At 60.4% G+C, this 18,251-nt stretch carries 20 protein-coding genes; 13 read left to right on the top strand and 7 right to left on the bottom strand.

Annotated elements, in window-relative coordinates; translation table 11 throughout:
• Positions 1-354: 354 nt before the first annotated feature.
• Positions 355-1,803 (bottom strand): aldehyde dehydrogenase family protein, encoded by a 1,449-nt coding sequence (locus HER32_RS11635; RefSeq protein WP_168681987.1) that lies wholly within the window; start codon positions 1,801-1,803, stop codon positions 355-357.
• A 57-nt stretch (positions 1,804-1,860) separates the two neighbouring features.
• Between HER32_RS11635 and HER32_RS11630 the strand changes: the two genes are divergently transcribed.
• Together HER32_RS11630 and HER32_RS11625 are read left to right on the top strand one after the other, a co-directional pair.
• Entirely contained in the window at positions 1,861-2,442 is a 582-nt protein-coding gene (locus HER32_RS11630; protein WP_168681986.1) for a DinB family protein, read from the top strand.
• A gap of 133 nt (positions 2,443-2,575) precedes the next feature.
• On the top strand, positions 2,576-2,998 hold the full coding sequence (locus HER32_RS11625) for a hypothetical protein (protein WP_168681985.1): 423 nt from the start codon (positions 2,576-2,578) through the stop codon (positions 2,996-2,998).
• A gap of 23 nt (positions 2,999-3,021) precedes the next feature.
• Here HER32_RS11625 and HER32_RS11620 read toward each other — a convergent pair whose 3' ends face one another.
• Positions 3,022-3,414: a hypothetical protein gene (locus tag HER32_RS11620; protein ID WP_149071133.1), complete on the bottom strand. Its 393-nt coding sequence runs from the start codon at positions 3,412-3,414 to the stop codon at positions 3,022-3,024.
• A gap of 143 nt (positions 3,415-3,557) precedes the next feature.
• Here HER32_RS11620 and HER32_RS11615 point away from each other — a divergent pair, with 143 nt between their 5' ends.
• Positions 3,558-4,409, top strand: a complete 852-nt coding sequence (locus HER32_RS11615) for a helix-turn-helix domain-containing protein (protein WP_149071132.1) — start codon at positions 3,558-3,560, stop codon at positions 4,407-4,409.
• A 55-nt stretch (positions 4,410-4,464) separates the two neighbouring features.
• The gene (locus tag HER32_RS11610) at positions 4,465-5,544 is read left to right on the top strand and encodes a hypothetical protein (protein ID WP_168681984.1); all 1,080 of its coding nucleotides are present in this window, start codon (positions 4,465-4,467) and stop codon (positions 5,542-5,544) included.
• Positions 5,545-5,674: 130 nt separating this feature from the next.
• On the opposite strand, the gene HER32_RS11605 is transcribed toward HER32_RS11610, so the two are convergent.
• Both HER32_RS11605 and HER32_RS11600 read right to left on the bottom strand, forming a co-directional pair.
• Positions 5,675-6,334 (bottom strand): T-complex 10 C-terminal domain-containing protein, encoded by a 660-nt coding sequence (locus tag HER32_RS11605; protein ID WP_168681983.1) that lies wholly within the window; start codon positions 6,332-6,334, stop codon positions 5,675-5,677.
• A 181-nt stretch (positions 6,335-6,515) separates the two neighbouring features.
• Positions 6,516-7,841 carry an erythromycin esterase family protein gene (locus HER32_RS11600; RefSeq protein WP_168681982.1) on the bottom strand — a complete coding sequence of 442 codons (1,326 nt, stop codon included), beginning with the start codon at positions 7,839-7,841 and terminating at the stop codon, positions 6,516-6,518.
• A 227-nt stretch (positions 7,842-8,068) separates the two neighbouring features.
• On the opposite strand from HER32_RS11600, the gene HER32_RS11595 reads away from it, so the two are divergent.
• Genes HER32_RS11595 through HER32_RS11585 form a run of 3 tightly spaced genes read left to right on the top strand, consistent with a single transcriptional unit; the run spans position 8,069 to position 11,299 of the window.
• Positions 8,069-9,181 (top strand): sensor histidine kinase, encoded by a 1,113-nt coding sequence (locus HER32_RS11595; protein WP_168681981.1) that lies wholly within the window; start codon positions 8,069-8,071, stop codon positions 9,179-9,181.
• A 58-nt stretch (positions 9,182-9,239) separates the two neighbouring features.
• Positions 9,240-9,944 carry a LytR/AlgR family response regulator transcription factor gene (locus HER32_RS11590; protein ID WP_187632092.1) on the top strand — a complete coding sequence of 235 codons (705 nt, stop codon included), beginning with the start codon at positions 9,240-9,242 and terminating at the stop codon, positions 9,942-9,944.
• Positions 9,945-9,976: 32 nt separating this feature from the next.
• Positions 9,977-11,299, top strand: a complete 1,323-nt coding sequence (locus HER32_RS11585) for a serine hydrolase domain-containing protein (RefSeq protein WP_168681979.1) — start codon at positions 9,977-9,979, stop codon at positions 11,297-11,299.
• Between the two features lie 75 nt (positions 11,300-11,374).
• On the opposite strand, the gene HER32_RS11580 is transcribed toward HER32_RS11585, so the two are convergent.
• Positions 11,375-12,463, bottom strand: a complete 1,089-nt coding sequence (locus tag HER32_RS11580) for a M23 family metallopeptidase (RefSeq protein ID WP_168681978.1) — start codon at positions 12,461-12,463, stop codon at positions 11,375-11,377.
• A 147-nt stretch (positions 12,464-12,610) separates the two neighbouring features.
• Positions 12,611-13,474, bottom strand: a complete 864-nt coding sequence (locus HER32_RS11575) for an SDR family oxidoreductase (RefSeq protein ID WP_168681977.1) — start codon at positions 13,472-13,474, stop codon at positions 12,611-12,613.
• 133 nt (positions 13,475-13,607) lie between these two features.
• On the opposite strand from HER32_RS11575, the gene HER32_RS11570 reads away from it, so the two are divergent.
• From HER32_RS11570 to HER32_RS11555, 4 genes are all read left to right on the top strand, one after another.
• Positions 13,608-14,195: a phospholipid scramblase-related protein gene (locus HER32_RS11570; protein WP_149071123.1), complete on the top strand. Its 588-nt coding sequence runs from the start codon at positions 13,608-13,610 to the stop codon at positions 14,193-14,195.
• Positions 14,182-14,796, top strand: a complete 615-nt coding sequence (locus tag HER32_RS11565) for a pseudouridine synthase (protein ID WP_168681976.1) — start codon at positions 14,182-14,184, stop codon at positions 14,794-14,796. Before HER32_RS11570 ends, HER32_RS11565 begins: the two co-directional genes overlap by 14 nt.
• Positions 14,797-14,875: 79 nt before the next feature.
• Positions 14,876-15,085, top strand: coding sequence for a zinc ribbon domain-containing protein YjdM (locus HER32_RS11560; RefSeq protein WP_168681975.1), 210 nt, complete (start codon positions 14,876-14,878; stop codon positions 15,083-15,085).
• Between the two features lie 314 nt (positions 15,086-15,399).
• A complete protein-coding gene (locus tag HER32_RS11555) occupies positions 15,400-15,858 on the top strand; it encodes a cold-shock protein (RefSeq protein WP_149071120.1) in 459 nt (152 codons plus the stop codon).
• A gap of 90 nt (positions 15,859-15,948) precedes the next feature.
• On the opposite strand, the gene HER32_RS11550 is transcribed toward HER32_RS11555, so the two are convergent.
• Positions 15,949-16,323 carry a hypothetical protein gene (locus tag HER32_RS11550; protein WP_149071119.1) on the bottom strand — a complete coding sequence of 125 codons (375 nt, stop codon included), beginning with the start codon at positions 16,321-16,323 and terminating at the stop codon, positions 15,949-15,951.
• A gap of 209 nt (positions 16,324-16,532) precedes the next feature.
• Here HER32_RS11550 and rlmF point away from each other — a divergent pair, with 209 nt between their 5' ends.
• Positions 16,533-17,525: a 23S rRNA (adenine(1618)-N(6))-methyltransferase RlmF gene (gene rlmF, locus HER32_RS11545; protein WP_168681974.1), complete on the top strand. Its 993-nt coding sequence runs from the start codon at positions 16,533-16,535 to the stop codon at positions 17,523-17,525.
• Between the two features lie 308 nt (positions 17,526-17,833).
• Complete coding sequence (locus tag HER32_RS11540) at positions 17,834-18,217, top strand: DUF805 domain-containing protein (RefSeq protein ID WP_149071117.1); 384 nt, start codon at positions 17,834-17,836, stop codon at positions 18,215-18,217.
• The last annotated feature ends 34 nt before the right edge of the window (positions 18,218-18,251 follow it).

Below are 18,251 nucleotides of genomic sequence, written 5' to 3'. Positions count from 1 at the left end.
AGTGGGTTTAGGGTTTCTTAAATCAACTAATGCTTTATTATATCCATATACTGGATCAGATACTTGTGCAATTACCGACATTTTGCACAAGCTATATGCAAGCACTATTACTAAAACTATCCTTTTTTTCATTTTAAAAGAAAACTATAAATCAATTTACAAAATTTATTTTTCAGCACAGGCCATTATATTATATGACAAAATTATCAGTATCGTTTATTATTTATTTTTTACAAAAAACAACATATAATCAATTACTCACATTATCTACAACTTACTAATATTCACCTACCTACTGAGGTTATATGTCTTTTGTATACACCAATTCATAATCGACCTTTTCCAGTCTGCACTTTACAAATATCGCAGCAGCAGGTCCAGCATTTTCTGCACTTTGGGCGTGTAGGGCGGATACAGCAACTTAATACTTGTGCGGCCCACCCGCTGCTTGAGTACCGCTTTCTCGTTGGAAAAAGCCAAGAAGCCATAATGGCCATGGGCTTTGCCCACACCACTGTTGCCCACGCCCCCGAACGGCAGCTCTGAGTGCCCTAAGTGCACAATGGTTTCGTTGACGGCCGCTCCCCCCGCCGACACGTTCTGCAGCAGGTAGCGCTGGTTTTCGGCGTTGCGGGTGAAGATGTACTGGGCCAGCGGCTTGGGCCGGCTATTGATGAAGTCGGCGGCCTCCGCGAGCGTATGGAAAGGCACCAGCGGCAGCAAAGGGCCGAAGATTTCCTCCTGCATGAGGCGGCTCTCCGGTGGTACTTGGGTAAGCACTGTGGGCGCAATAAAGCAGTGGCTACTGTCAATTTCGCCCCCGATGGCTACCGAGGCGCCTGCGGTCTGAGCTTCTTCCAGCAAACCCGCCAGCCGGTTGAAATGCTGCCGGTTGACAATGCGGGCAAAGGACTCGGAGGCCTCTACGCCCGCCCCGGCGGGATTGTAGCTCCGCCGGATAACCGCCTCCATTTCGCGTACCAGTGCCTCCTGCACGGGCTCCTGCACCAGCACGTAGTCGGGGGCCACGCAGGTCTGGCCGGCATTCAAAAACTTGCCCCACACCAGCTTTTCGGCCGTATCGCGCAGGTTGGCCGTGGCATCCACCACCGCCGGCGACTTGCCCCCGAGCTCCAGCGTCACCCCGCTTAGGTGCTCCGCTGCGGCGCGCATCACTATTTTGCCTACCTCGGGGCTACCGGTAAAAAAGATATGGTCGAAGGGAAAGCTCAGCAGCTCGGTAGCCACCGTTTTGTCGCCTTCCACCACCACTACCTCGGCGGGGTCAAATACTTCGGCGGCCAGGCGGCGGAGCAGGGTGGCTACGTGCGGGGTCAGCTCCGAGGGCTTGAGCACGCAGCAGTTGCCAGCCGCCAGTGCCGATACCAAAGGGCCCACGGCCAGGTAGAAGGGGTAGTTCCAGGGGGCAATAATCAGGCACACGCCTTTGGGCTCATACTGCACCCAGGACCGGGTGCCAAACAGGGAAAGCGGCGTGCCTACGCGCTTGGGGGCCATCCACTGCTTGAGATGGGCAATTACGTGCTTGATTTCGGCCTGCGTCGACCAGATTTCGGTGAGGTCAGTTTCGGCAGCGGGCTTCCGGAAATCGGCATATAAGGCCGTTTGAATAGCCACCCGATTGGCCGTAAGCCAAGCCGCCAGCCGACGCAGGCGCACGATGCGGGCCGCGGCATCTTCACGCCGCAGCAGGGGGGCTTGTATCCGCAGCCGCTCGAAAGCAGCACGGGCGGGCGTAATGGAAACGGTGGCGGACACAGGGGAAGCGGCGGGAGCAGCCATATCGTACAAAATGACGGCGCAAAGAATCCACCTAAGATAGCGGGATTTACTTACAATATGCCCGGTAAAGGGCTACTGAAAATAGCTACCTTTGCCGGCAGCCGCGCCCTGGAGCGTGGCGGGCAGTTGGTTACGGGGCTTTTATACGGTAGCGCAGGCGTGTTTTCTGATTCTCTTACTTCCCGGGCCGGCATCCCGGAAGCCTTGCAGCGCCTTGAGGAAATGGTCTCGCTGCTGAATACCCACTTCCTGAGCTTCAGCCCCACGGAGCTGGAAGAGGCTTCTGCCCCCGGAAAATGGTCGCGCAAACAGCTGCTGGGTCACTTGCTCGACTCGGCGGCCAACAACCACCGGCGGTTTGTGCTATGTCAGACGGAAGACGGCCCCCACCGCATGGTCGCCTATCAGCAGGATGACTGGGTACGCCTAGGCGCTTACCAGGCTACGCCCGCGGCCGATCTGCTTACCTTCTGGACGCTGTACAACCAGCAGCTAATGCGCCTGATTGCGCAGATTCCGGCGGAGGCATTAAGCAATCAGGTAATTTTCGAAAATGGCTATACCGTGACGCTGGGGTGGCTTATTGAGGACTATGCCATGCATTTGGAACACCACGTGCGCCAGATTTTGCAGCAATAGGCGCCGTACCAGGTCCATCAAAAATACAAGCGGGTAAAATTTCCTTACGGGCCTGCCCCGCACCCTGCTATCTTTCCGCCCTCTTGCCCGTTGCGCCGCAGCTGCGGTGGCGGACCTTCTTCTCTCTGCCCGTATGCCTCCCCTATTTGCAATTCACCCCAGACCTTATTACCAGAATGCGGCCGGGCAAGTAAGCTATTCACCGGAGGGCTATGTGCAGCTCATCTGGTCATCGGAACGCGTAGGGCTCGGCGATATTCAGCACTTGTATGAGCACACGCTGCAGCTGCTGCGCAGCACGCGTACCGGGAAAATTATATCCGAGCATGGACAGCGGCAGCCTTTGTCGGCCGAGGCCCAGACGTGGATAACGCAAAACTGGATTCCGCGGGCCATGCGCGAAAGCAACACCCACTATTGCGCTATTGTGGAAGGCCACAATCCTTTGCACCGCTTAGCCACGCAGACGATTGTGGCGGGTGCCCCGGCGGGCTTCCGGTTTCAGCGCTTTGCCACGCGGCCAGCGGCCGCGGCCTGGCTGGAAAGCCTGGCTTAGCCCCAAACCGAAAAGCCAGATAGCTACTGGCTAAGAAGCCAGTGGAATGTGCTGAACTGCCCGGTCGTGAGGATGCGGCTCATCGTAGCTTCGTACCGCGCGTGGATCTGGTTTGCATCCTGCGGCGGCAGGCCGGTGGCGCCGGGTCCAGTCCGGTCGGCATACACAACGGATATCTGCTTAATAGAATCCAACTGCTGCAGGTGCCGATAGGTGCAGGCCTGCACGGCCCGCCGCTGCCGGCCTGAAAGGTGCAGCGCAAAGGCGTAGTAACCGGTCAGGTTTTTGGCCCGCTGCTGGATGGTGTCCTGGGTTTGGTCGGTAGCCGGGCCCGTTGGTCCGGCTACTACGCCAGCCGAAGACAGCAGGACGGCGGCAGCAAACAGACTGGTGAAGCGTGAAAAAACGTGTCGCATTGAAGAGAGGTCAAAGGTCCGACCTCAAGGTCCTACCCAAAAAAATATAGCGCAACCGCAGTATTTGCCAGTTCTGGTGCTATGTTGACTTATCGTGTATATTTGAGAGTACGCCGATGCCTGCCCGGCATAGATTATCGATTATGCAGCTCCAGTACGAGTCTATCCACCCCACCACCGATAGCTCCTTCACGCTCCTGCACTACACCGAGGTGCAAAACGGCGGCCTGCTCTGGCATTATCACCCCGAGTACGAGCTGGTGTACATCCCGCAGGGCACCGGGCGCCGCCACATCGGGCAGCACATTTCCCGCTTCGAGCAGGGGGAGCTGGCCCTGATCGGCCCTAACCTGCCCCATCTCACCTTTAGTTACGGGCAGCAGGGTGCCTTCGAAGAAATTGTGGTGCAGCTCCGCGCCGATTTTATGGGGGAAACGTTTTGGCAGCGCCCCGAGCTGGCGGCCATTCAACAGCTGCTCACCCGCTCGCACCAGGGCCTTTCCTTTGGCCCCGCCACCCGGGCAGCCCTCGACCCGCTGCTGCGCCAGCTGCTGGTGGAACCGCCCCTACCGCGCCTGCTCACCCTGCTGCGCGTACTGCAGCAGCTGGCCGAAACCACGGATGTACTGCCTTTGCAGGCCGGCAACGGGGGATTGGGCTTGCACGGGCGTGAGCAGCAGCGCCTCAGCAAGGTGTATCACTACTTGGAAGAAAATTACCGCCGCCCTATTGGCGTAGATGAGGTGGCGGATGTGGCCAACCTATCGGTGCCGGCCTTTTGCCGCTACTTCAAGAAGATGACCCGCCACACGCTCACCGACTTTTTACAGGAGTACCGGGTAAGCCAAGCCTGCCGGTTGCTCATGGATGAGAACCTGACCATTACCCAGGCCTGCTACGGCAGTGGGTTCAACAACGTGTCGCACTTCAACAAAACCTTCCGGCGGCATACCGGGCAGAGCCCCAGCGAATACCGCCTGCAGCGCCTGCACTAAGCTGGCAGCGGAACCTGCGGCCGCATGCCCGTGTCTGTAGGGCAGATACTTGGCTATGCTTGTTCTTGTTTTTTCCTTCTGGCAGCTGCTGGGCGGCTGGTTCTGGCCCGCGGTGGCCGCCCCCCAGCCATTGGTGCTGCAGCCCGCCAAACTCGCCTTTACTCCGCGCGAGTATTATTTCGCGACTGTGGCAGAAGCGCGGCCCCAGCCCGGACCGGTGGCGGTGCTGCTGTCTCCCACGCCCGGGGGCCGCGCGGAAGCAGTGGATCTGCAGGGCGGGGCACTCCCGGCACTGCGCGCATTTGTTCGGCAAAGCGTACCCGCCAACCCGGTCCTGCGCCCCGTAACGTTGCGCGTGCAGGAACTGCGCATCCAGGAAACCGCGGGTGCGGGCGGCACCATCGAGGGCCAGATTACCGTAGCCTTTGGCTTCGATTGGCAGCGCGAAGGCGAAACAGTGCCGCTCACCCAGTACCGCGGCGGCGCGCGGTACCGCCGCCTGCCCAGCCAGCGGGCCGCCGTAGAGCCAGCCCTGCGGCAGGCGCTGGTAGGTGCCCTCACGTACTTCGATGCCTGGGTAACGCAGCAGGCCCCCCGCAATGTGGCATTGGCCCGCCGCGTTCAGGTACGCTTCCAGGACGATGCACGGGCAATGGAAGGTGACACGCTATTCTACCAGCCGCAGCGCCCCCTGGTGTGGGCCGATTTTAGCGGGACGCGCCGCTCGGCCGGTAATTTTGCGGCGGCGGTGTTTCCCAGCTTTGCCTACACGGGCCGTCCGCAGGTGGTTAATGGTACCCTGCACCTGGACCTCACGCTGCAGGTTTTTGTGGTGCGCAGCTCCTCCTGGACGGCCACGCAGGATGCCTACAGCCTCAACCACGAGCAGCGCCACTTCGACTTAGTGAAGCTGGTGGGGGAACGGTTTAAGCGCAAAGTCCAGCCCGATTCCCTCACCGTGGCCGACTACAACAGCATCATTCAGCTGCAGTACCTGCGCTCTTACTGGGAAATGAACCGTGTGCAGGAGCAGTACGAAGCCGAAACCCAACACGGCACCAACGAGGCCGCCCAACAGCGCTGGAACCAGCGCATCGACGCGGAACTACGGGCCTTTGGGGTAAAGCCTAGTTAACGCAATTGCTAGCATTTGACAATTAGCAAAAGCAGCGGGGGAGTTTTTCGTATTCCTGCGCCAGCACTTACCATAAAAAAGGCCTGCCCTTGTATTGGGGCAGGCCTTTTTGTGAGGATGTAAGGTACAGCTAGTCTTTGACTTTGCGCTGCCCGTCATCGGCATCACGCTTTACCTTGATGCCGTTGGGGTACTCTACTTTCCGGTCACCGTCCTTGTCGATTTTGACGGTGGTGCCGTTGGCGTACTTGATTTTAGTTTCGCCGTTTTGCTTCTGCTCATACTTCACAACGGCTGCTCCCCGACGACGCGCCGGCGCCTGGCTGGTGCTTGCCTCCTGGGTTTCGCGGTAGGTGTAGGGCGTGCCGGCGTAGTAGGCGTTGCGGTTGGTCTCGTAGGTGCGGTACTGCTCGGGGTTGGTGATGATGGTGCGCACTTCGCGGTCCGTATCATCATTCACCTGGCGCAGGGCGGCATAGCGGCCGGTGGTGTCGGTGGCGTACCGGGTGTTTACCTCATTGAGGCGGCGCCCCCGGGTGTAGTAGGTCTTTTCGATGCGCGTAACGACTACAGTGTCCGTCAGGCGCAGGTCCTGGGCAACGCGCTGGCTTAGGCGGTCGGCATCCGCGCCGTAGGCGGCCGTGTCGCTGGCAAGCTGGTTGTCGCGCACAACAACGGCGGTGTCGGCCGAAGGGGTGGTAGCCGCGTCTACGGCCGCCGGTTTATCCTGGGTGCAGGCGGCGGCGCCAAGGGCCGCGGCTACTGAGAGGAGAAGCAAGGTCTTATTCATGGAGAAAGAACATCAGAGGAAAGTATCAGATATAGCCCGTTGGCTATACTGGGGCCTGATACGGCGGCTTTCCGGCAGAGGTTGCGTGGGCGGCTGGGGCAGACGGACGGCAGCGCAGGCCCGCGGACTACCGAAATCTGCTTCCGGCAATACCCGGGCCTCTTTGGCTAGCAGTTCTCGGTTACAAGGGCGTAGCCGCCGTGGTGGTGCGCAGGAACAGCAGTGCGTCGTAGGCCTTGCTAAGCCGATAGTTGCCGTACTGATCGGTGCTGGTGGGCGTCTGACCCACTAGGCGCTGGGGGCGCTGCACGTCCTGGCTGCCCAGTTGGTGGGTGTTGAAGAAAAACGCCGGACTGCTCACCTGAGCCAAAGAGGCCTCCCAGGAACCAGCTTTGGGCGTGGGCAGCGGATAGGCGGCCATGGGGCTGAGCGGCGATATAAAAGCCTGCGGCGTGGCGGCAAACGTACCAAAGGCGGTACTGGTACCCAGCACGAAGTACTGACCGGGGAACATCCGCTCCAGGAATGCCCCGGTGCCGCCGCCGTTGTTGTCGGTGGGGTCCATGGACTGGCGCGAGAGGTGGGCATTGTGCGACCAGATAATGAGCTTGCTCCCCGGCTGGCGCACCAGCAGCTGGGCCATGGCCGCAAACAGGCTGTCGCGGGACGAGTCGCGCTTATGGAACTGCACCTGGTAGGGGTAGTCGAACACCATGCGGCTGTTTTGCAAGGTTAGCTCCAGGGCTTCGCGGTCGGCGCGGGGCAAGCGGGCGGTGGGCAGGGCCTTCAGGAGCTCATCGGCGGCGGCGTACCCGGCCAGGCCATTGCTCAACCAGCCTTTGCGGTCGAATTTGAAGCCCGCATCGTTTATGTGCAGCCACATGGCATCCTGAAAGGCGGCACTTTTCACCAGCTGCTCAATGTGCGGGCGCAGGGTGGGGTTGCGCTTGCTCAGCCCCGCCTGCACCAGCAGGGCATCGTCGGTCCCGAACATGGCATCAATGCCCGTGAGGCTAACGTGGTGACGGCGGTTGTGGCGGTGGTTGTATTCCTTCATCCAGTTGAGCATGGCAGCCATTTCCTGGTTTTGCCAGATGCTGAGCAGGTGCTTCTGCATGCGGGGCTTGAGGGCCGGGGCGCCGTGCTGGTGCAGGGCCTCATCTACCAGGCGGGCGCCGCCGTAGGTGTTTTCCAGGGCCACCTGCCGGAAGCCATGCTCTTCCATGAGAATGCGCGTGAGCCAGAAGCGCACCTGGTAGAACTCGGCCGTGCCGTGGGTGCCTTCGCCCAGGGCCACCACTTTCTTATCGGCCATTTGTGCAATGAGGGGCCGCACCGTTTCGCGGAACTGCTCAAAACTCTGGGTATTCACGGCGTTGATGAGGGCAGGGTTAAGCTCGATGCGGGCGGTGTCGGCGGCCGTGGCAGCAGCGGGGGCCTGGGCCGAGGCGGCCACTGGAGCGGCGAGGAGCGTGGCGGCAAGCAGGGAGCGGAACAGGGTTTTCATACGGGAAAGAAGAAAGGGTGTCGAAGGGTAAGAGTCAGCCACTCAGCGACTGGCAACGACACAAAGGAAGAGCGCGGCCCAGGCGGTTTCACGCGTTTTTCGACCACGGCAGCTTACCGCCCGACGAAGCCGGCCGCCGCTTTTTTTGGTCGAAGAAATGCCCCGATTAGTCGAAATCAGCCGCCAGGCATGCGGCCGGGCATATGAAAACTCCCCAACTTGGCCCCATGAAAACGCCCACCTCCCCACCGGCCACCGACCGGCCCAGCCGCTTCCCACTCGTATTTGAGGGGCTGGTGTGGGCGCTGTACGTGGGGCTGTATAAGTACAATGTGTTTATGCAGGAGGCCGTCCGCCTGCTGCCCATCCGGGAGCGTACCAACCTGCCCTACCCCCAGCTGATGCTGTTTGCGCTGCTGGCTACGCTCTACATCCTTCCGTTTTACCGGGGGCTGCTGCCGTGGCTGCTGCGCCGCCGGCGCTATGCGCTGCTGGGCCTGGGGGCGCTGGTATACCTGTGGTGGGGCATCAAGCTGAACATGGTACTGGCGCACGGGTTGTTTCAGTATCTGCCCAGCCCGCCCAAGCTAGCCGCTTACTACCACCAGAATTACCTGGAGCAGGCCGCTATTCTGCTCCACCGGGCCCAGTATTACCTCAGCCTGCTGTTTACCGACCTGCTCGCGTTTAGCTGCGTGGCATTTGTGCGCCTGGCCTTCCAGCAGGAATACCGCCGCCGTCACCTCGAAAAAGACCACCTGGCCCTGCAAATGGAGCAGCTGAAGGCGCAGCTGCAGCCCCATTTCCTGTTCAACACCCTCAACAGCATCTACGGGTTGAGCCTGGCCGGCTCGCCCGAAACGCCGCGCTTTATCCTGCTGCTCTCGGAACTGATGCGCTACGTGCTCTACGACAGCGGCAAGGCCAGCATTGATTTGGCGGAGGAAGTAGCCTTTCTGGAAAACTACTTCGAACTGGAGCAGCGCAAGTATGCCGGGGCGCGGGTGCAGTTCCGGGCCGTGGGCGACGTAAGTAGCGTGCAGGTGCCGCCGCTGCTGCTGCTGCCGCTGGTAGAGAACAGCTTCAAGCACGGCCGCCACCACTTCTCCGACGACGCCTCGGTAGCGGCCACCCTTACCGCCACGCCCGGCCGCCTGCACTTTCTCATCGAAAATGACATGCTGCCCGAAGCACCGGCGGCCTCACCCAAGCGCAACGGGGGCATTGGCCTGCAAAACATCCGTCAGCGCCTGGAGCTGTACTACCCCGGCGCCTACACGCTTCAGCTATCTGAGCAGGATGGCCGCTACCGCGCCGAGCTTACCCTGCGGCTTGCTTAGCCTATTGCCGCACTCCCTTGCAACTGTTTCTTCTTCTGCCGACTCTACCCCTGAAACCATGACCACCACGCCCGCGCCCATTCGCTGCCTAATTGTGGACGATGAGCCCCTGGCCCATCAGGTGCTCAGCCAGTTTATTGGGCAGACGCCCGGCCTAACGCTGGCCGGTAAGTGCCGCAATGCCATGGAGGCCTACGAGTACCTGGCCCAGCAGCCCGTGGATTTGATGTTTCTGGACATCGAAATGCCGCTGGTGACGGGGCTGCACTTTCTCAAAAGCCTGCAGCAGCCGCCCAAAACCATCCTCACTACCGCCTACCGCGAGTATGCCTACGAGGGCTACGAGCTGGATGTGCTCGACTACCTGCTGAAGCCCTTCAGCTACGAGCGGTTCATGAAGGCCATTTCACGCCTGCCCGCCACCCAGCCCGCGCCACCCGCCGACGCCGACGCTGAGAAGTACCTGCTGGTGAAGGAGCGCCAGGGCCTGCTGAAAGTGCCGCACAGCGACATTGTGTATGTGGAGGGCTGCAAGGACTACGTGAAAATAACCACAGCCATCAAAACCTACCTCCTGCACCAGACCATGAAGGAAATGACGGAGGTGCTGGGCCGCCCGTTTCTGCGGGTGCACCGCTCCTTTATTGTAGCCGCGGCCCACATCAGAATGCTGCAGCCCGACAACGTGCTGCTCCAGGACAGCACCCTGGTTCCCATCGGCAGCTCTTACCGCGCCGAGCTGTTAGCTTTCTTTAAAAAGTAGTGCTTCACTTTCTACCATATCCTCACCGTTCTATGTTCCGCAAAACACTTTCTCTGCTGGTGCTGCCGTTGCTATGGGCAGGCACCACCCTGGCCCAGACGCTAAATAAGCCCAAGCTCGACAGCCTGCTCACCACCCTGGAGGCCAGCCACAAAGCCATGGGCAGCCTCACGCTGGTGCAGAATGGCCAGGTAATCTACCAGCGCACTACGGGCCTGGCCCAGACTGCCCCGGCCGCGGTGCCCGCTACAGCAGGCACGCGCTACCGCATAGGCTCGGTGAGCAAGCTTATTACCGCTACGCTGGTGATGCAGCTGGTAGAAGAAGGCAAGCTGAAGCTGGACACGCCCCTGGCTACCTGGTTTCCGCAGCTGCCCAATGCCGCCAAAATCACGGTGCAGCAGCTGCTCATGCACCGCAGCGGCCTGCACAGCTTCACCGCCGATGAGGCGTACGTGCAGTACATGACCAAGCCCAAAACGCAGGCTGAAATGTTGACGCTGATGGCCGCGCCGGTGGAGTTTGAGCCGGGCGCCAAGTACAGCTACAGCAACACCAATTATGTGTTGCTGGGCTACATCGTGGAAAAAGTAACCAAACAGCCCTACGCCCAGGTGCTGCAAAAGCGCATTGCCGATAAGCTCAAGCTCAAAGACACGTACTACGGCGGCCGCATCGACGCTAAGAAACAAGAGGCGGCTTCTTACAAGTGGAACGGCACCAGCTGGGAAGCCCAGCCCGAAACCGATATGAGCATTCCGGGCGGGGCCGGGGCCGTGGTATCCAACTCCCAGGACCTGGCGCGCATTATGGAAGGTCTGTACTCGGGCAAGCTGGTGAAGCCAGCCACCCTGGAGCAAATGCAGGCCGCGCAGGACGGCTACGGGCTGGGGCTGATGATGCTGCCCTTCGCGGGGCACAAGAGCTACGGCCACTTTGGCATCATTGATGGGTTCCGGGCCGGTCTGTCGCACTTCCCCGCCGAGAAGCTGACGGTGGCCTACACCAGCAACACGCCCTACCCCACCAACGACGTGCTGCTGGGCGTGCTTTCCATTTACTTCAACCTGCCTTACCGCCTGCCCGACTTCAGCGCCGCTACCCTCTCGGCGGCCGACCTAAGCCCCTTCGTGGGCAACTACGCCAGCGCCCAGATGCCGCTGAAAATCAACGTGACGGTAGCGGGCAACACGCTCATGGCCCAGGCTACCGGCCAGGGCGCCTTCCCGCTCACGCCCAAGTCCAAAACGCAGTTTGTATACCCCGAAGCGGGTCTGCAGATGGACTTCGACGCCGCTCAGCACACGTTCACGCTGCGCCAGGCCGGCAACACCTACCTGTTTAAGCGAGAATAGCCGACTAGATTTCCCTACGTAAAAAAGCGGCTGAAGCTACCCGACCTTCAGCCGCTTGCTGTTTAAACGGATTCGTTACTTGCCCTCCTGCAGCACAATATCCCCGCTGTCGAGGGCGCCTTGGGCGACGGGGCGGCTTTGGCTGCCGCGCAACAACCGGAACTTGCGGAAATACGCGGGCAGGCCTTCCACGTTCAGGGCCGGGCCGGTGCGCAGCTCGTAGTGCAGGTGCGGAAAATAGGAGCTGCCCGAGGAGCCAACCTTCGCCAGCACCTGCCCGGCGCGCACTTGGTCGCCCACTTTCACCTGCACGCTGCCCTGGCGCAGGTGCCCCATGAGGCTGAACTCCCCCTGGCCGTGGTCGATGACGACGTAGTTGCCGTAGAGCAGCAGCGGGTCTTTGCCCACCATTTCCTGCGGGTTGAAAAAGTCCTGGCCGTTGTCGTTGTCGGGCTGCTGGGCATACACAGCTGCCACGCGGCCAGCGGCCGGGGCCTGCACGGGCAGGTTAAAGCCGAAGTAATCGGTGTTCTTTTTGCCGTCGCCGGTATGCTTTTCGCCCTGCTCATTTACTACTACAAAATCGTGGGCGTAGCGCATGAAGTTGCTTTGAATGCCGAACTGCTGGGCCACGGGGTGGCGAAAGTCGAGGCGGCGGTGGTGGGCATGCTCATCGTGCCCGTCCCAGATGAGCAGGCGGCCCGCTACCGGAATGGTTAGCGCGGCCTTGGGCTGGTAGCGCTCCGGCTTCACGTCCACAGTTTGCGTCACCTCAGCCCGCTTGCTGGTCTGAAACTCGAAGGTGTAGCGCAGCCGGGCCACGTCGATGTCCGCCGAGAACGTGTGGAAGGGGTTGAATACCAGGGCTGGCTGCCCCGGCGCAAACACCCGGTGCGAGAGGCTCTGCACGCTGGGACTGAACCCGTTGTTGTCGACAAACTTGCGCACTACCAAAGCGCCGGTTTTATCATAGACGGAAACTTCTACTTTCTGCAGCCAGAGCGAATCGGTGCCGGCCTGCACCTGAAAGTCGAAGTTGAGACGGGAGCCGGCGCGTTCTTCGAGCAGCACGCGGGTGGGCGCCACGGTTACGGTCACGGGTTGAGGTTGGGTGGCGGGGGCCGTCATAGCAGCGGCCAGGGCCAAAAGGTAGGGAAACAGCATGGGGCGGAAAACGAGAAGGTGTTTCCGGCAGATGCGGCCTTACCGCCGAGGGTTGCCTGCGGCCTACCCCAACTTCAGCAAAGCCACTAAAAAGCGCCGCGCAGTACCTCCACGCGGCGCTTTCGCAAAATGCTGTTTTAAGCACGATCAGGCATTTACCACCTTGCCGCCGTTGGGGTGCAGCGTCTGACCGGTGAAGTAGGAGCCGTCTTCCGAAGCCAGAAACACGTAGGCTGGCGCCACTTCCGAGGGCTGCCCGGCGCGGCCCATCGGGGTATCGCGCCCAAACAGCGGCACCTTCAGCGCGCTGGCCGTGGAAGGAATAAACGGCGTCCAGATGGGCCCAGGGGCTACGGAGTTAACGCGGATTCCTTTGGAGGCCAGCTGCAGAGCCAGGGCCCGGGTGAAGGCCGTAATGGCGCCCTTGGTGGAGGTGTAGTCCAGCAGCTGCTCGTGCCCGGCAAACGCATTCACCGACGAGGTGTTGATGATGGAGTCGCCCTCCCGCAGGTGCTCCAGCGCCGCCCGCGTCACACGGAAAAACGACTTGATGTTCAGCTCAAAAATCGAGTCCAGTTCCGGGTCTTTGATGTCCGAGAGGGAGTCGTGCCAGTTTTGCTCGGCGGCATTATTGACCACAATGTTGAGGCCGCCCAGCTCCTGCACGGTGCGGCGCACCACTTCCTCGCAGAAGGAAGGGTCCTTCAGGTCTCCGGGGAGCAGCACGCAGCGCCGGCCCTCGGCTTCTACCAGGTGCAGCACCTCCCGGGCGTCTTCCTCTTCCCGGGGCGTGTACACGATGGCCACGTCGGCACCCTCGCGGGCAAAGTGCACGGCCACGGCCCGGCCAATGCCGGAGTCGCCGCCCGTGATGAGGGCAATTTTGTCCCGGAGCTTATTGGCGCCCTGGTAGCCGGGGCGGATGTACTCGGGTTGGGGAGTCATTTTTGATTCCAGCCCTGGTTGTTCGTCCTGGTGCTGGGGCGGAAAAAGAGACGGTTTGTCGGACATAGCTAGTCAAGGCAACGCAATGGTGAGGTATTCCTAACGCGGGGTTTTCGGTTGGAGTTATGGCAGAGGTAGCCGCCGGGCCGCATCCCGCTTCTTTCGCTTTCTTTGCGGCTCCTTCTTCTCTCCCCTACCTATGCTTAATCGGCGCACGTATTTTATCCGCGAACATGTCGGCCACTTCAAGCTCACCGACACCTACGATATCCTGGACCCCGAGCAGAACGAGCACCTGGGCTACGCTACCGAAACCACGCCCAAGTGGATTCAGTACCTGCGGCTGCTCACCAAAAAGCGCAACACGCCCATTTCGCTGGTCGTACGCCCCCTCAACGACGAGCGGCCCGTGCTGCGCCTGGAACGGGGCTGGACGTTTTTGCGCTCTACCGTGAACGTATTTGATGCCCAGAACAGCAAAATCGGCTACTTCAAAAGCAAGCTGTTCTCTCTCGGGGGCGGCTTTCACGTGTACACGGCCGCCGACGTGCGGGTGGCGGAGGTGAAAGGCAACTGGACGGGCTGGGACTTCACCTTCGTCAGTGCCACGGGCCAGACCATCGGCACCGTTACCAAAAAGTGGGCGGGCCTGGGCAAGGAGCTGTTTACCACGGCTGACAACTACATGATCAGCCTGGAAGACATGGGCTCTATGCAGGCGGCCTCCGCGGCCTTGCTGCTGGCAGCCGGGCTGGCCATTGATGCGGTGTTTAATGAGCAGCACTAGCGAGGCCGATTCGCCGGCGGCACACCGGCATTTCCTGTTGCACAAGCCCTACGGCTACCTCAGCCAGTTTCGGAGTGAGGCTCCGCGCGAAGCCCGGAAAAAGCGGTTTTTGGGCGAGCTGTACGACTTCCCGGCGGGCATCATGGCCATTGGCCGCCTCGACGAAGCCAGTGAAGGCCTGCTGCTGCTCACCACCGACGGCAAAATGAGCGAATACGTGCGGAGCCGCCACGTAGAAAAGGAATACTACGCCCAGGTAGACGGCCAGCTCACCGACGAAGCCGTGCAGCAGCTGCAGCAAGGAGTAGAAATCGGGCGGCAGGGCGAGAAGTACCAGACCCTGCCCTGCCAGGCTTTCCGCCTGGAAACCCCGCCCGACTTCCCGGCCCGGGGGCGCAGCATCCGCTCCGACCGGCACGGCCCAACCAGCTGGGTGTCCATTACCGTTACGGAAGGGAAATACCGGCAGGTGCGCCGCATGACGGCCGCCGTCGGGTTCCCGACCCTGCGCCTGGTGCGCGTCCGGATTGGGGCTACGCAGCTGCTGGGGCTGGGTCCCGGCCAGGTCCAGGAAGTACCCGACTTTCGGTTGGTGCCTTAGTCAGGCCGGGCACCCGCGCAACTTTGCCGATATTTGCCCCACACGCCCGGGCTACCTGGCGCGAAATCACCTTTTTTTCATGGACGTAAAGGACAGCAACGGCGCCCTCCTGCAGGATGGCGACTCCGTACACATCATCAAAGACCTCAAAGTGAAAGGCTCCTCCACCGTGCTCAAGCGCGGCACCGTGGTGAAGAACATTCGCCTTACCAACAGCGCCGAGGAAATTGAAGGCCGGGCCGGCGGCACGATGATGGTACTCAAGACCTCCTTTGTGAAAAAGGCGTAGGTTTTGGCCTTCGTCGGGGCTGGCGCAACAGGTGGGTGTCGGCTTTTAGTCTCTGCTAAATAGGCCGCGCTGCTTACTTGCCAGAATTACCCGTAGCTTTACGCTGCCGCCGCTCAACACCTGCATTTCGCGGCCCGCTTTCCCGGCGGGGTCAGGTGCGAAACAAGGCGCGGCGCTATTCTATCTACTATTCAATATATTGCGGGTGCCCGGTGAACCTTCACGCCCCGGCTATTGTCTATTTTAATTATCTATTGCCCCTTCCTCCCAGCTTTGCCCGACTAAGCGGATAGACCCCACGACGACAGCACCACATGGCCAGATCACAAGCCACCTTTGGCAAAAAGGAAAACGAAAAAAAGCGCCTGAAAAAGCGTAACGATAAGGCAGAAAAGAAGGAAGAGCGCCAGGCCAACGCCAAGAAAGGCCAGAACCTGGAAGATATGCTGGCTTACGTAGATGATGACGGCAACATCACGAGCACGCCCCCGGACCCTACCAAGAAGAAAAAGGAAATCAAGGTAGAGGATATCCGCATCAACGTGATGAAGCAGGAAGACATGGCGCCGGAAGATCCTATCCGCAAGGGTGTGGTGTCGTTCTTCAACGACTCCAAGGGCTATGGCTTCATCAAAGACCAGCAAACCCAGGAAAGCATCTTCGTGCACGCCAACAACCTGATCAACCAGATCAAGGAAAACGACAAGGTTTCCTTTGAGGTGGAAATGGGCCCCAAGGGTCCGGCGGCCGTACGCGTAAAGCTGGAAAGCTAGCCTCCTTCGCTTACCGACAACCTACCAGCGCCCCGCCGCGGCTGCTTCTACCAGGAGCGGCTGCGGCGGGGCGCTGGCCTATAAGGCGGGCTACTTGCTTTTTCGGGGTTTGCGGGGGCGGGCAGGCGCAGCGGCTTCCTCGGGAGCCGCCCAGTCCAGCGAAGGTGCGGGTGCCGGGGTGGTTTCGGTGAGGGTAGCCAGGTGGGCTTCGGCGGCCTGGGCGCCGGGCAGGGCCGCCGTGGCGGCCTCATCGGCGGCTTGCTTTTTGGCCCAATAGGTAAGCCCGGCCGCTACCAAGGCAATGCCACCCACCAGCTTCTGGCCCGGGCTGAGCTTGCCCACGTGCCGGGTGACTTTGCGAAATTTCTTCAGCGACTTAGCCGCGTCATCCAGCAGGCCATCCGCTTTCCGGCTTTTCTTCCCCTGCTTTTTCTTGCCGGCGGAAGCCTTTTTGTCTTTTGCCATAAGTACCTAACGTTTAAATCGGCCCACCGGAGAAACAGCGCACGTACGCGGCCGTCCCGGGGTTGGTTATTCGCAACCAGCGCCGGGAAGGTTTCCTGCGGCCCAGTTAGTTGCCCAACCCCAGCCGTGGCGGTGGTTGCGGGAAGTCTGGGTAGCTTTGACGGTGGGCCGGACCGCCGGCCTTCTTCATTTTTTCTTCCTGCTGCCTTATGAGCCAATTTCCCCCCAATCCTGCCCCTAAGAAAGAAGGACTGCACCCGCGCAACCGCCACCAGGGCCAGTACGACTTTGCCCGGCTCATTCAAACCACGCCCGAGCTGGCACCCTTTATAGCGGTAAATCAATACCAGACCACCACAATCGACTTTGCTAACCCTATAGCGGTGAAGACGCTGAATAGGGCACTGCTCAAGCAGTTCTACGGCATAGCGCACTGGGACATTCCGGCGGGGTACCTGACCCCGCCCATCCCGGGCCGCGCCGACTACCTGCACTACGCCGCCGATGTGCTGGCCAGTGTGAATGATGGTGCCGTGCCCACCGGCAGAAACATTCGGGTGCTGGACATTGGCGTGGGCGCCAACTGCATTTACCCCATTATCGGCCACCGCGAGTACGGCTGGAAGTTTGTGGGCTCCGACGTAGACCCGGTAGCCGTGCGCATGGCCAAGCAGATTGTGGCCAGCAACCCTGCGCTCAATGGGGCCGTGGAAGTACGCCTGCAGCCCAAGTCCACGGATATCTTCAGCGGCATGGTGAAGCCCAACGAGGTGTTCGACCTGACCATCTGCAACCCGCCTTTCCACGGGTCGGCGGCCGAGGCCGAAGCGGCCGGGCAGCGCAAGGAGCGCAACCTGGGCACGAGCAAAGGCCCGCAGCCCGAGCCTACCTTCGGAGGACAGTCGACGGAGCTGTGGTACCCGGGCGGGGAGGGTACCTTCCTGTGGCGCATGGCCGAGGAAAGCGCCCTGAACCGGCGTAATTTTTTCTGGTTCACGACCCTGGTATCGAAAAAAGAAACCCTGCCCGGCCTCTACAAGTCACTGAAAAAGCTGCAAGCCACCGACGTGCGCACCATTCCCATGACCCAGGGCCACAAAATCAGCCGCATGGTGGCCTGGACGTTTCTGGATGCGGAACAGCAGCAAGCCTGGCGCGAAAAGCGGTGGGCCCCGGCCCCAACTGCACCGGCTGCTGAGTGAGCCGGCAATTTCGGCCTTCACGTCCTGATTCGACTGGTTTTTAGCGGAAGCCCCACCGATAAACCAGCGGACCCCGCTCAGTCCTTTTAAGGCAGCTCGTGGTATTATAGCATCTTATAGTTTCAATAAATTAACATATGACTGCGCCGAATTTCTGGTACGGCCCCTATATTCACCGGCAATCCGCCTGACGCCCGGTTGCCCAGGCGGCAACGCTTATTCTATCCTGCGTGGAGTTCAGAAACCACCTAAAAAAACGGGGCGACACCGAAAAGCCTTACGAGTAGGAAACCTATACCCTTTCACGTATGCAATACTTTTTACTGGGGCTGAAAAATTTCGCCAAGTTCTCCGGCCGGTCCCGCCGCAAAGAATACTGGATGTTCGTGCTGTTCCAGCTCATCTTTGCCATAGCAGCCATGTTGCTCGACAACCTCTTGGGCACCACGATGGGTGGTGTAGGTGGCCCCGGCTACATCTACATGGCCTACAGCTTCGCCATGATCCTGCCGGGCCTGGCTTTGGCTGTTCGCCGCATGCACGACGTGAATAAAAGCGGTTTGTTTCTGCTAGTGGGCCTCGTGCCTATCATCGGGGGCATCTGGATTCTGATTCTCGCCTGCACCGAGGGCACCCGCGGCCCAAACCAGTACGGCGAAGACCCCAAAGGCCAGGAAGTACCCGCTTACTAGGCTCGGGCCAGCCGCTTAACCGCGCCCTAATAGT

It is taken from the genome of Hymenobacter sp. BT18 (genome assembly GCF_012273015.1).
GTDB classification, from domain to species: Bacteria; Bacteroidota; Bacteroidia; order Cytophagales; family Hymenobacteraceae; genus Hymenobacter; species Hymenobacter lutimineralis.
Note: the sequence above shows the minus strand (reverse complement) of the source record. Positions and strands in the feature narration are given on the sequence as shown.